Genomic DNA, 12,905 nt, shown 5'->3' on the forward strand with positions numbered 1-12,905 from the left:
GTGCCAAGTCGGGGCCTGGTCTGGGTCGAGGGGCGGGTCTGGCCACAGATTTAGGCCGGGGTAAGGATGAAATACATTTTTAACCACCGATGGACACCGATGAACACCGATCTAAAGCTGATAAGGACAGACGGAGTCTGATGCTGGAAGACGCTGATGCGCCGCTTCACAACAATGCGATCACGGTCCCATGAGCCCAAACGGCCACTTGGTGCAGTTGATTCTTTCTCATGGTTTTTTCGGTGTTCATCGGTGGTTCAACTGCTTATTGTTTTCAGTCATGCAGTCATCGGTGGCGCAGAAGGACAGCGCAATTCCATGCGGCCAGCCCAGCAGAGTGGCATCCCTCTGTAGGCTCAGTCCGCTTCTGTCCCGATGCCGTGGGTGATGCTCTGGTGCCCGAACACTTCGAAGGCGAGCCGCCGGAACTGCTCGCCGTGCCCCCAGTTCTTCTCCCCATCCGCCCACAGCTTGTAGTGGATGAGTTCGTGCTCGAGGATGCGCCGCTGCACGGCCTCTGGATCGTGGCAGTTCATCCCGCATACCTGCTGCGGCCAGGGCCAGTCCCGGCGGCGGAGCAGGGGGATACTGAGGCGGATCTCCGGGTGCCACTTCCCCCGCGCATCCTTCTCGATCACGAAGAGTCCCGCGCACCGCGCCATGCGCGGCGACCAGACGACGGGCGGCGGTGCCAAATTCCAGCCAGCCTCGCGGAGGATGGCCTGTGCCCGGTGGCGGAGGGTGAGGGTCATGGTCCCGGTTACTTGCGGCCCTTATCGATGACCTTGCTGTGCTTGAAAGATCCCAATAGCAGGTTCGGGCCCTGGTCGGGGATGCCGGCTTCGAGGGTCTCGGCGCCGAGGAAGAACTGGCGGGCCTGGTAGGAGAAGGGGACTGGGCCCAGCTCGGGGAGGGCGCGGACGACGGCGAAGACCAGGTGGACCAGGGCGTCGATGGTCTGGAGCTGGACGGTGACCTCGCGGTCCAGCAGCAGGTTGTCCTCATGCTTGTTCAGAGCCCTGGAGTAGAAGATCACCTTGCCGTCGAAGGAGATGTGGGCGCCGTCGGTGGCGATGGCGCAGACCTTGCCCTTGTCCGTGATGTCGAAGGTGAAGGCCGTGCCTTTCTTGAGGGCGGTCATCAGGCTCTGGAACTTGGGGTGGCTGAGGTAGGCGCCGCCGTAGTTGACCTTCTTGGCGGCGGGTCGCAGCTCGCCGGCCGTGGGGCCGTACATCATGTGGTTGTACCGCATGGCCTCCTGGCGTTCCGCCGGCGTCTGCCGCTTCTCTTTGACCTTCTTGGGGGGCTTTCCGGGCGTGGTCATGGGGTTCCTTGCGGCAATTGGGGATCAGAACTCGAAGGTGGGTCCGCTCAGGGTCTGGGCATCCAGGATCTGGCCCTGGCCGTCGAGGGTGACGAGGCCCTGGGTCTGGCGGGGGGTCATCTGGCTGATCTGCTGCAGCGCCTGTCCCCGCAGCTCGGCATTGCCGCCTTCGGCGCTCTCGAAGAACACGGCACCCACCCGGTAGGTCTGCTTCGTGTCCTGCAGCAGGTGCAGGTCGCGCAGCTGCCTCTCGTCCACGGGGCTGGGGGCATCGGTCATGAGGCAGCGGGCCTGGGCGGTCTTGGGGAAGGCGATGACCTCGCGGATGTTGTCCTCGCCCGCCAGCAGCATCACGAGGCGGTCCAGGCCCAGGGCCAGGCCGCCGTGGGGCGGCGCGCCGAAGGCCAGGGCATCCAGGAGGTAGCCGAACTTCGCCCGGGCCTCCGCTTCGCTGATGCCGATGGTCCGGAACATGAGGCTCTGGGTCTCGGCGTCGTGGATGCGGATGCTGCCGCCGCCAAGCTCGTAGCCATTGAGCACCAGGTCGTAGGCCACGGCCCGGCAGGCGCCGGGGTTGGACTGAAGCAGGTCGAGGTCGTCCGGATGGGGGCTGGTGAAGGGGTGGTGGCAGGCCACGAAGCGCTGGTCATCCTCGTCCCACTGGAGGAGGGGGAAGTCCACCACCCACAGGAACTCGAAGGCGGACTGATCCGTGAGGCCGAGGGCCCTGGCCAACCGCAGGCGAAGGTCGCCCAGCACCCGGGAGGTCTGGTCATCGGTGCCCACCGCGAAGATGGCCAGGCCCTCGCCACTCACGCCCAAGGCCGCCTTGAGCGACGCTTCCAGCTCAGGACTGATGAACTTCTTGAAGCTGGAGGCCAGGCCGTCCTTGCCCCACTTAGTGTAAGGGAGGCCGCCGGCGCCGAGCTGCTTGGCGGTCTCCTGCAGTTCGTCGAGCTGTTTGCGGCTGGTGGCCCCGGCGGCCTCGCCGGGCAGGAACAGGCCGCGCACCCGGCGCTGACCCTGGGAGTCGGCGGCGGCGCGGAAGAGGTTGAACTCGCTGCCGGCGAAGAGGCCCGTCAGGTCCTGGATCTTGAGCTTGCAGCGGAGGTCGGGCTTGTCGGAGCCGTACCACTCCATGGCATCCCGGTAGGTCAGACGCGGGAAGGGGGCCACGGCCTGCTGGCCCACCAGGGGGCAGAGCTCCACCATCAGGCCCTCGATGAGCGCCTGGATGTCCTCCTGCCGCACGAAGCTCATCTCCACGTCCACCTGGGTGAACTCGGGCTGGCGGTCGGCGCGCAGGTCCTCGTCCCGGAAGCAGCGGCAGATCTGCACGTAGCGCTCGAAGCCCGAGACCTGGAGCATCTGCTTGTAGAGCTGGGGGCTCTGGGGCAGGGCGAAGAACTCGCCCGCGTGCACACGGCTGGGCACCAGGTAGTCCCGGGCGCCTTCGGGTGTGGACTTGCCGAGGATGGGCGTCTCGAACTCGACGAAGTCGTTTTTCCGGAAATAGTTGCGGATGAGGTTGGAGGTTTCGCTGCGGAGGATCATGTTGCGCTGCAGCTGCTCCCGGCGCAGGTCCAGGAAGCGGTAGGTGAGGCGCAGGTCCTCGCCCACGCCCTCGTCCTCCAGGGGGAAGGGCAGGGTCGCGGCGGTGTTGAGGATGCGCAGCCCCGTGAGGCGGATCTCAACCTCACCCGTGGCCATGTTGGGGTTCTTGCTCTCGCGCTCGGCCACCACGCCTTCGGCCGCCAGCACGAACTCACTGCGCACGGCCTTGAGCTTGGCCAGCAGCTCGGGATCGGCGGTCTCCTCATTGGCCACCAGCTGCACCAGGCCCCAGCGATCCCGCAGATCCAGGAACACCAGCGAGCCGAGGTTGCGCACCCGGCGGCACCAACCGAGCAGGCGCACGGTCTGGCCCGCGTGGTCGAGGCGCAGGTCGCCGTTGCGGTGGGTGCGTTGGAAGTCGCCGAGCCGATCGAGTTTCATAGCCTTCCAGGATCGCATCCAGGGCCCCCAGGCTCAAGCGGCGGGACTGGTGAGGCTGGCGTCAGGGGCCCCGGCGAGCGGGGTCCCGTTTCCGGACCCTCCTGGTGGGGGTGAACTCCAGGCGGAGGAGGCCCTCCCCGGGCACTTTCTCGAGAAGGACGTCCTGCCTCACCTCGAACGTGGCCCAAGTGCCGCCGGAACCCTGCAGGGAAGCCCGGAATCCGTTGGGCCCGGCGACGCATTCGTATCGGTCGGCCCTTGGCGGCAGGTCCGGTAAGCTGGCGAACTGGGCACGGTGGGCCTGCACGTGTTCGAGGAAGGCCGCCTCGTCGCGGTAGGCCCCGGCCAGGGCGGGATTGGCCCGGTAGAGCCGCCGAGTCTCCTCGTCGGTCTGTAGCCGCAGGGCGATCTTACAGATCACGGACCAGGCCCGGGCCTCGACCGCCTTCGACTGGCCCGATAGGAACAGCAGCAGCGCGAAGGGGAGGGCCAGGATTCCAAGCCCCACCTTCAGGAGCAGCGACCCCCGGCGGCGAGGCGGCCGGAGCACCTCCCTGGTCAAGTCGCTCGGTGCCATGGTGGCCTCACTCCTCGGAGAGGAGATCCAGGACGCGTCGGGAGGCCCGGAACCGCGCCCACCGCAGCTGGGCCCGGTCCATGTAGAGGTAGACGACGGGCGTGGTGTAGAGGGTCAGCAGCTGGCTGAACAGCAGCCCGCCCACGATGGCGATGCCCAGGGGCTGCCTCAGCTCGGAGCCGGTGCCCATGCCGATGGCCAGAGGCAGCCCGCCCAGCATGGCGGCCAGGGTGGTCATAGTGATAGGGCGGAAGCGCAGTAGGCAGGCCTGGAAGATGGCCTTCTCAGGAGTGAGGCCTTCGCGGCGCTCGACCTCAATGGCGAAATCGATCATGAGGATGGCGTTCTTCTTCACGATGCCGATGAGCAGGATGATGCCGATGAAGGCTATGACGCTCAGCTCCGTGCGAACGGCCAGCAGCGCCAGCAGGGCGCCAACGCCGGCGGAGGGCAGGGTGGACAGGATCGTCAGCGGGTGGATGAGGCTCTCGTAGAGCATCCCCAGCACGATGTAGACCACCAGCAGCGCGGCCACCACCAGGAGGGGCTGGTTGGCGAGGGAGGCCTTGAACGCCTGGGCGGTGCCCATGTAGCTGCCCCGCAGGGTCCCCGGCAGGTGGATCTCCTCCTGGGCCTTGTCAATGGCGGCGACGGCGTCGCCCAGGGCCACGCCCACGGGCAAGTTGAACGAGAGGGTCACGGAGGGCAGCTGGCCCTGGTGGTTCACGGACAGGGCGGTGTTGCGCCTTTCCACCCGGGTGAAGGCGCTGAGGGGCACCAGCTTGCCCGAGGTCGAGCGCACGTAGGTGTGGCGCAGGCCGTCGGGCGTGCGCAGGAAGGGGGTATCCACCTCCATGACCACGTGGTACTGGTTCAGGGCCGTGTAGATGGTAGAGACGAAGCGCTGGCCGAAGGCGTCGTAGAGGGTGCTGTCGAGAGCCTGGGGAGTGACGCCCAAGCGGGAGGCCGTGGCGCGGTCGATGACCAGGGAGGCCTCCAGGCCCTTGTTCTGCAGGTCGGAGTTCACATCCGTCACCTGGGGGACGGTGCGGAGCTTCTGGAGCACCTTCGGCGCCCACTCGAACAGCTCCCTGGCGTCGTCTCCTTGGAGGGTGTATTGGTACTGGGCACTGGACGGTCGCCCACCGAGGCGCAGATCCTGGATCGGCTGCATGAAGAGGGTGCCCCCGGCGATGTGGGCGGTGCGGCCGCGCAGACGGGCGATGATCTGGTCCGCCGTGTCTTTGCGCTGGTTGTTGGGCTTCAGGGAGGCGAACATGCGCCCCGTGTTGCCCCCGCCCACGAAGGCTGTGACGTTTTCGATGGCGGGATCGGCCTGGACGATGGCCACGTATTCGGTCATCAGCTTTTCCATGCCCCCGAAGGAGATGTCCTGGGCCGCCTGAATCGAGCCGGTGATGCGCCCCGAGTCCTGCTGGGGGAAGAAGCCCTTGGGGATGACGATGTAGAGAGCCACGGTGGCCACCGCGGTGCCGATGGCCACGGCCAGCGTGAAGCGCTGGTGGCGCAGCACCCAGGCCAGGGAGGTCTCGTAGTGGCCCATGATCCAGAGGAAGGCCCGCTCGCTGGCCTGGAAGACTCGGCCGTGCCGCTCCTCCGACTTGGGGCGGAGCAGCAGCGAACACATCATTGGCGTAGTCGTGAGGGAGACGAACATCGAGATCACGATGGCCACTGAGAGGGTGACGGCAAACTCCCGGAAGAGGCGCCCCACGATGCCGCCCATGAGCAGGATGGGAATGAAGACCGCGATCAGGGAGATGCTGATGGAGATCACGGTGAAGCCGATCTCCTTTGCCCCGTGCAGGGCCGCCTCCATGGGGGTCATGCCGTTCTCGAGGTGCCGGGTGATGTTCTCCACCACCACGATGGCGTCGTCCACCACGAAACCCGTGGCCACGGTGAGGGCCATCAGGGACAGGTTGTCGATGGTGTAGCCCAGGAGGTACATGGCCCCGAAGGTCCCGATCAGGGAGATGGGCACGGCCACGCTGGGGATCAGGGTAGACCGCACGCTGCGCAGGAACACGAAGACGACGAGGATCACCAGGGCGATGGAGATGGCCATGGCCAGCTGCACGTCCTTCACCGAGGCCCGGATGGTGCGGGTGGCGTCGATGAGGACCTTCAGCTCCATCGCGGGTGGGAGCGAGGACTGGAGCTGCGGGAGAATGGCGCGGACCCGGTCCACGGTCTCGATGATGTTGGCGTCCGGCTGGCGGAAGATCGGCACGATGATGGCGGGGACGCCGTTGGACAGGGCGGCGTTGCGGACGTTCTCCACCGAGTCGGTGACCTCGGCCACGTCGGACAGCCGGGTGGCACTGCCCTGCCGGTAGCGGAGGATCAGACCCTGGTAGTCCGCCGCCTTCATCAGCTGGTCGGTGGTGGTGATGGACCAGCTGGTCCCACCGCTGGAGAGGTCGCCCTTGGGCCGGTTGAGGTTGGCGGCTGCGATGGCCAGGCGTACGTCTTCCAGGGCCAGCCCCTGGGCGTTCAGCAGGGCGGGGTTCACATCCACGCGCACGGCGGGGAGGGCACCGCCCCAGACGAATACCTGGCCCACACCCTGGATCTGGGACAGCTTCTGCTGGAGCACCGAGGAGGCCACGTCGTACATCTGCTCCCGGGGGATCAGGGTCGAGGTGAGGGCCAGTAGCATGATGGGGGAATCGGCGGGATTCACCTTCCGGTAGGAGGGGTTGTTCGGCAGGTTCGCGGGGAGGTCGCCCCGGGCCGCGTTGATGGCCGCCTGCACGTCGCGTCCGGCGGCGTCGATGTTGCGCCCAAGGTCGAACTGGAGGGTTATCTCCGTGCTGCCCAGGCGGGAGGCCGAGGTCATCTCGGTAATGCCGGCGATGCGGCCGAACTGACGTTCCAGCGGGGTCGCCACCGAGGAGGCCATGGTCTCCGGGCTGGCCCCGGGCAGGCCCGTCTGCACCTGGATGGTGGGGAACTCCACCTGGGGCAGGGGCGACACCGGCAGGAACTGGTAGGCGATGCCGCCCAGGAGGGCCAGCGCCACCGTCAGCAGCGTGGTGGCCACCGGTCGGCGGATGAAGGGAGTACTGATGCTCATTCGGGTGCGCCAGACTCCATGCGCGCCGCCCGGAGATGGGCTGTGCAGGCGCAGGCGCAGCGCGAAAGGAGGGAATTGAGTGACTGGATCATGATTCCGGCGCCGCCGGCGACGCCCTTCGCACCCCGCGCATGCGGCGTGCGAGGCGATCAAACGCCAGGTAGATCACCGGCGTCGTGTAGAGGGTCAGCACCTGGCTGAAGATGAGCCCGCCCACGATCACAATGCCGAGGGGCCGGCGCAGCTCGGCGCCCACGCCGCTGCCCAGGGCCAGGGGCACGCCGCCCAGCATGGCCGCCATGGTGGTCATGATGATGGGCCGGAAGCGCAGCAGGGAGGCCTGGTAGATGGCCTCCTCCGGGGGCAGGCCTTCCTTACGTTCGGCCTCCAGCGCGAAGTCGATCATCATGATGGCGTTCTTCTCGACGATGCCGATGAGCAGGATGATGCCGATGAGCGCGATGACGCTGAAGTCCGTGCGGCAGAGCATGAGCGAGAGCAGGGCGCCCACGCCCGCCGAAGGCAGGGTGGAGAGGATCGTGATGGGGTGGATGTAGCTTTCGTACAGCACGCCCAGCAGGATGTAGACCGTCAGCACGGCGGCCAGGATGAGCAGGGGGGTGTTCGTCAGCGAGGCCCCGAAGGCCTGGGCCGTGCCCTGGAAGCCGGCCTTGATGCTGGGGGGCAGGTCCAATTCCTGGCGGGCCTGGTTGACCGCCTTCACCGCGTCGCCCAGGGAGACGCCGGGGGCGAGGTTGAAGGACACGGTGGCCGTGGGGAACTGGCCCTGATGGTTGATGGCTAGGGGTGCGGTCACGGTCTCGAAGCGGGTGAAGGCGCTGAGGGGTACGGAGCCTCCCGATGCTGAGCGCACAAAGATGTTCTGCAGGTCCTCGGGGCGCTGGTACTGGCCGGGCCGGGCCTCCAGCACCACGCGGTACTGGTTCAGCTGGGTGAACATGGTGGAGATCTGGCGCTGGCCGAAGGCATCGTAGAGGGCATCGTCCAGCATCTGGGGTGTGATGCCCAGGCGGGAAGCCGTGGTGCGGTCGAGGGTGACCCGCACCTGGAGGCCCGCATTCTGCTGATCGCTGGCCACGTCCCGCAGCTCGGGCAGGGTCGAGAGCCGCGCCACGAAGCGGGGCACCCACTCGCCCAGCTCCTTCGCGTCCGCGTCCTCCAGCGTGTATTGGTACTGGGTGCGGCTGACGCGATCCTCCACCGTGAGGTCCTGCACGGGCTGGAGGTAGAGCCGGATGCCCTCCACTTTGGCCAGCCGGGGCTGGAGCCGGTGGATGACCTCGCTGGCGCTGAGTCCGCGCTCCTCCAGTGGCTTCAGGTTGATCTGGATGCGGCCGCTGTTGAGGGTGGTGTTGGTGCCGTCGATGCCGATGAAGGAGGAGAGGCTCGCCACGGCTGGGTCCTGGAGGATCTCGCTGGCGAGGGCCTGCTGGCGTTCGGCCATGGCCGGAAAGGAAACCGTCTGGGGCCCCTCGGAGATCCCGAGGATGACGCCCGTGTCCTGCACGGGGAAGAAACCCTTGGGGACGGCGATGTAGAGCAAGACCGTGGAGGCCAGGGTGGCCACGGCCACGATCAGGGTGCCGGTCTGGTGCTGGAGCACCCATGTGAGGGTCCGTCCGTAGAAGGCGATGATCCGCTGGAAGATGCGCTCCGAGGACTGGTAGAACCGCCCCTGTTCCTCGGGGGGCGTGTGCTTGAGCAGCTTGGCGCACATCATGGGGGTCAGCGTCAGGGAGACCACGGCGGAGACCAGGATGGTGACGCTGAGGGTGACGGCGAACTCGCGGAAGAGGCGGCCCACGATGTCACCCATGAAGAGCAGGGGGATGAGCACGGCGATGAGGGAGACCGTGAGCGACAGGATGGTGAAGCCGATCTGCTCCGAGCCCTTCAGCGCCGCCTGTAGGGGGGACTCGCCTTCCTCGATGTAGCGCATGATGTTCTCGATCATCACGATGGCGTCGTCCACCACGAAGCCCGTGGAGATGGTGAGCGCCATGAGCGTGAGGTTGTTCAGGCTGTAGCCCAGCAGGTACATCACGCCGAAGGTGCCTACCAGGGATAGCGGCACAGCCACGCTGGGGATGATGGTGGCGGCCAGGGTCCGCAGGAAGAGGAAGATGACCATCACCACCAGGGCGATGGTGAGCATCAGCTCGAACTCCACGTCATGGACGCTGGCGCGAATGGTGACCGTGCGGTCCGTGAGGATGGTCAGCTCGACGGCGGCCGGCAGCGAGGTCCGGAGCTGGGGCAGCAGGTCCTTCACCCGATCCACCACGGCGATGATGTTGGCGCCGGGCTGCCGCTGAATGTTGAGGATGACGGCGGGTGTGGTGTTCTTCCAGGCGGCCAGGCGGACGTTCTCCACGTCGTCCGCCACCAGGGCGACCTCGGAGAGGATCACGGGGGCGCCGTTCTTGTAGGCCACCACGAGGGGGCGGTAATCCTCGCTAGACAGCAGCTGGTCATTGGCGCCGATGGCGTAGGCCTGGCGCAGGCCGTCAATGCTGCCCTTGGCCTGGTTCACGTTGCTCTGGGCCACAGCCACGCGGATGTCGCCCAGGGTGAGGCCCTTGGCGGCCAGGGCCGCAGGATTGGCCTGGATGCGCACGGCGGGCTTCTGGCCGCCGCTGATGCTGACGAGCCCCACGCCCGGCAGCTGCGAGATCTTCTGGGCCAGGCGGGTATCGGCGAAATCCTGGACCTTGGAGAGGGGTAGGGTCTTCGATGTGAGCGCCAGGGTGAGGATGGGCGAGTCGGCTGGGTTGATCTTGCTGTAGATGGGCGGATTGGGGAGGTCCCGGGGCAGGTAGGTGCCGGCGGCGTTTACCGCGGCCTGCACCTGCTGTTCCGCCACATCGATGTTCAGGTCCAGCACGAACTGCAGGGTGATGACGGAGCTCCCGCCCGAGCTGGTGGAGGACATGCGGTTCAGGCCCGGTAGTTGGCCGAACTGGCGCTCCAGGGGCGCTGTGATGGCCGAGGCCATGACGTCCGGGCTGGCGCCGGGGTAGAAGGTGACCACCTGGATAGTGGGGTAGTCCACCTGGGGCAGGGCGGAGACCGGCAGCTGGCGGAAGGCCAGCAGGCCCACCAGTAGCAGCCCCACCATCAGCAGCGAGGTGGCGATGGGCCGGAGGATGAAGGGCTTTGAAGGATTCAAAGGATCAGCCCTTGGCGCCGGGCGCCTTGGGCAGGGCAACCTTGCTGCCGGGGCGCAGCTTCTCGAGGCCGTCGATGACGATGGTCTCGCCGCCAGAGAGCCCCTTGACCACGGCGGACTCGTCGCCATCGGTGCCCTGCACCTCGATGATGCGCAGGTCCGCGGTGCTGTCCGGTTTCACGGCGTAGAGAAAGGCTCCCTGGGGGCCGCGCTGGATGGCGGCCGTGGGGACGATGACCACGCCGCGTAGCGTGTCCACCAGGAGCCTGGCGTTCACGAACTGGTTGGGGAAGAGGAGGCGGTCCTCGTTGGCGAAGAGGGCCTTGAGGCGGACGGTGCCCGTGGCCGTGTCCACCTGGTTGTCGATGGCCGATAGCGATCCCAGGGCCAGGCGGGATTTCAGGTCGCGGTCCCAGGCTTCCACGGGCAACTTCCCGGCCTTGGCATTCTGCCTGAGCACCTGCTGGATGCTGTCGGCGGGCACTGCGAAGACCACGTTGATGGGCTGGACGGGGGCGATGGTGGCGAGGCCGTTGGCGTCCGAGGCGCGCACCATGTTGCCGGCATCCACCAGCCGCAGACCCACTCGGCCCGCGATGGGCGCCGTGATGCGGCTGTAGACGAGGTTGAGCTTGGCGCTCTCTACCTGGGCCTGATCCGATTTTAGGGCGGCTTCGTACTGGGCCACGGCGCTGTTCTGGGTGTCCAACTGCTGCCGCGAGATGATGCCCTGCTGGACGAGGCCCTGCAGGCGCCTCAGGTCCGCGCTGGCGTTCAGGAAGGCGGCCTGGTCCTTGGCGTACTGGCCTTCCGCCTGCATGAGCTGAACCTGGAAGGGCCGGGGATCGATCTCGGCCAGGAGGTCGCCTTCGCGGACCATCTGGCCTTCGGTGAAGGCGATGCGGAGCAGCTGGCCGTCCACCCGGCTCTTCACGGTGACGCTGTTTATGGCCGTGACGGTGCCGAGGCCCGTGAGGTGAACTGCCATGTCGCCCTTCCGGGCCACCGCCACGGCCACGGGGACGGGCCGGCCGGCCGCATTCGCGGCAGGATCCTTCTGGCCCCCGCGGCCGAAGAGGAACCAGCCGCCCAGCAGGATGGCCCCACCGATGGCCCAGGGGCGCCAGCCGCGCAGGAGGGCCGGTCGGTCGGCGGCCTGGTCGGTGGAAGTGGCTTCAGGCGTGTTCATGGGAGGTCCGGGCAGTCGAGCGGGGTTCAGGGACGGGCGACGCGGCCGGGGCCCTTGCCCGAGGCCACGGTGAAGAGGGTCTCCCAGGTGACGAAGTCCGCCCGGGGTTTCCACTCTGGCCAAGCGGTCCCGTCGAAGGAGGCGGCCAGCGCGGCAGGGTCCTTGGCGGGGTTGGCTTTGACGTGGGCCTGCACGGACTGGAGGAAGTCGCGGTAGCGGAGCAGCTCCTTCCGGCCGCAGACGGGACCGTGGCCGGGGATGATGCGGGCGCCCTCAGGCAGCCAGGAGGCCACCGAGGCGATCTGGGCCACCAGGCCGTCGAAGCTGCCGCCACTCTCCACATCGATGTAGGGGAGCATGCCCAGGAAGAAGAGATCGCCCATGTGCATGACGAGCACCGAGGGAATCCCCACGATGACGTCGCCGTCCGTGTGGCCTGGTCCCAGGTGCAGCAGGTGAATCTCCGCGTCATCCAGGTGGAGGTTCAGGCGGGCCCGCTCCTTGGCATCCTCGGAGCCCAGGGCCAGCTCCGGCAGGCCGCCGCGCTTGATTGGCTCGAGCTTTGCCTGGGAGAGCACCATCCGCTTGCGGACGTTGGCATGCGCGATGATGGCCGACACCTGCTTCTCCAGCACCACATTGCCTCCCACGTGATCGGGGTGGCCGTGGGTGTTGACGAGGTACTTGATGGGCTTGTCTGTGACGGTGCGCACTGCCTCGAGCAGGCCGGGCACCAGCCGCTCGAACTGGTCATCGATGAGGACGGCGTGCTTCGCGGTGACGATGAGGCCGATGTTCCCGCCCTGGCCGAAGATGCAGTAGACGTTCTCGGCGAGCTTCTCCACCTTGTGGACCTTGGGGACCACCGCCGGGGCGGCCTGATGCCTGGCATGGGCGGCCAGCGGTGCGGCCAGGAGCATCAGAAGGCCAAGGGCGACTGGGACACGCATGGCACCTCCGGAACTGGGCAGTGGGAAAGGACGGCTGGGAACCGGATCAAGAGGCGGCAGCGGCATCGCCGGAGGGGGCTGAGGGGACCCCGGCTTGCATCCCATCCAGGTTGTTGATCATCGCGAGCAGGCCCTGGCGCAGCAACGACTGCTGGTCCGGGTCGAGCCCCGATACCAGGCCGGCCTTGATGTCAGCCGCCAAGCCCAGGAGCTCTTGGGCCAGGGGCTGGGCCTCGGGCGTGAGGCTGATGACAATGCGGCGGCCGTGCCTGGGATCCGGCTGGGTGCGAAGGAGGCCCCGGGTGACCATGCCCTTCACCACGCGGCTGGCCGTGGGATCGTCCATCCACACCTGCTGGGCCAGCGGGTGGAGGGAGGACGGCCCCTGCTCCAGCAGGACCAGCATCACCCAGAACTGTTGGATCGTGAGGTCATAGGGGACGAGGCGGGCGCTTACCACATGCTTCAGCCGTCGGCGCACGGCGGCCGCGAGGGTGCCGAGGCCGGCCTGGGTCAGGGTGTCGGGCATGGGTTCTTGCATAAGCAAGAATCCTGATGTCTTCCAGGCCTCGCGTCAAGT

The 12,905-nt window shown here is 67.2% G+C and carries 9 protein-coding genes; all 9 read right to left on the reverse strand.

Annotated features, from left to right (window positions below):
* Nucleotides 1–356 precede the first annotated feature (356 nt).
* Nucleotides 357–752, reverse strand: a complete 396-nt coding sequence (locus tag WAS25_RS12735) for a hypothetical protein (RefSeq protein WP_422312664.1) — start codon at nucleotides 750–752, stop codon at nucleotides 357–359.
* Between the two features lie 8 nt (nucleotides 753–760).
* Nucleotides 761–1,324 (reverse strand): hypothetical protein, encoded by a 564-nt coding sequence (locus WAS25_RS12740; protein ID WP_422312666.1) that lies wholly within the window; start codon nucleotides 1,322–1,324, stop codon nucleotides 761–763.
* Between the two features lie 24 nt (nucleotides 1,325–1,348).
* Nucleotides 1,349–3,319 carry an aspartate--tRNA ligase gene (gene aspS / locus WAS25_RS12745; RefSeq protein ID WP_422312668.1) on the reverse strand — a complete coding sequence of 657 codons (1,971 nt, stop codon included), beginning with the start codon at nucleotides 3,317–3,319 and terminating at the stop codon, nucleotides 1,349–1,351.
* 61 nt (nucleotides 3,320–3,380) lie between these two features.
* Nucleotides 3,381–3,896, reverse strand: coding sequence for a hypothetical protein (locus tag WAS25_RS12750; RefSeq protein ID WP_422312670.1), 516 nt, complete (start codon nucleotides 3,894–3,896; stop codon nucleotides 3,381–3,383).
* A 7-nt stretch (nucleotides 3,897–3,903) separates the two neighbouring features.
* Nucleotides 3,904–6,996 (reverse strand): multidrug efflux RND transporter permease subunit, encoded by a 3,093-nt coding sequence (locus WAS25_RS12755; RefSeq protein ID WP_422312672.1) that lies wholly within the window; start codon nucleotides 6,994–6,996, stop codon nucleotides 3,904–3,906.
* A gap of 88 nt (nucleotides 6,997–7,084) precedes the next feature.
* Nucleotides 7,085–10,186 (reverse strand): MdtB/MuxB family multidrug efflux RND transporter permease subunit, encoded by a 3,102-nt coding sequence (locus tag WAS25_RS12760; RefSeq protein WP_422312674.1) that lies wholly within the window; start codon nucleotides 10,184–10,186, stop codon nucleotides 7,085–7,087.
* Nucleotides 10,187–10,190: 4 nt separating this feature from the next.
* Nucleotides 10,191–11,375 carry an MdtA/MuxA family multidrug efflux RND transporter periplasmic adaptor subunit gene (locus WAS25_RS12765; protein ID WP_422312676.1) on the reverse strand — a complete coding sequence of 395 codons (1,185 nt, stop codon included), beginning with the start codon at nucleotides 11,373–11,375 and terminating at the stop codon, nucleotides 10,191–10,193.
* 26 nt (nucleotides 11,376–11,401) lie between these two features.
* The gene (locus WAS25_RS12770; RefSeq protein ID WP_422312678.1) at nucleotides 11,402–12,325 is read right to left on the reverse strand and encodes an MBL fold metallo-hydrolase; all 924 of its coding nucleotides are present in this window, start codon (nucleotides 12,323–12,325) and stop codon (nucleotides 11,402–11,404) included.
* A 46-nt stretch (nucleotides 12,326–12,371) separates the two neighbouring features.
* Nucleotides 12,372–12,854, reverse strand: a complete 483-nt coding sequence (locus WAS25_RS12775; protein ID WP_422312680.1) for a MarR family winged helix-turn-helix transcriptional regulator — start codon at nucleotides 12,852–12,854, stop codon at nucleotides 12,372–12,374.
* Between the last annotated feature and the right edge of the window lie 51 nt (nucleotides 12,855–12,905).

Source organism: Geothrix sp. (genome assembly GCF_049292215.1).
Lineage (GTDB): Bacteria > Acidobacteriota > Holophagae > Holophagales > Holophagaceae > Geothrix.

Excerpts from the sequence above, each read along its gene's own strand:
- WAS25_RS12775 (WP_422312680.1), bottom strand. The coding sequence starts at position 12,854 with ATGCCCGACACCCTGACCCAGGCCGGCCTCGGCACCCTCGCGGCCGCC.
- WAS25_RS12740 (WP_422312666.1), bottom strand. The coding sequence starts at position 1,324 with ATGACCACGCCCGGAAAGCCCCCCAAGAAGGTCAAAGAGAAGCGGCAG.
- aspS (WP_422312668.1), bottom strand. The coding sequence starts at position 3,319 with ATGAAACTCGATCGGCTCGGCGACTTCCAACGCACCCACCGCAACGGC.
- WAS25_RS12765 (WP_422312676.1), bottom strand. The coding sequence starts at position 11,375 with ATGAACACGCCTGAAGCCACTTCCACCGACCAGGCCGCCGACCGACCG.
- WAS25_RS12770 (WP_422312678.1), bottom strand. The coding sequence starts at position 12,325 with ATGCGTGTCCCAGTCGCCCTTGGCCTTCTGATGCTCCTGGCCGCACCG.
- WAS25_RS12735 (WP_422312664.1), bottom strand. The coding sequence starts at position 752 with ATGACCCTCACCCTCCGCCACCGGGCACAGGCCATCCTCCGCGAGGCT.
- WAS25_RS12750 (WP_422312670.1), bottom strand. The coding sequence starts at position 3,896 with ATGGCACCGAGCGACTTGACCAGGGAGGTGCTCCGGCCGCCTCGCCGC.
- WAS25_RS12755 (WP_422312672.1), bottom strand. The coding sequence starts at position 6,996 with ATGAGCATCAGTACTCCCTTCATCCGCCGACCGGTGGCCACCACGCTG.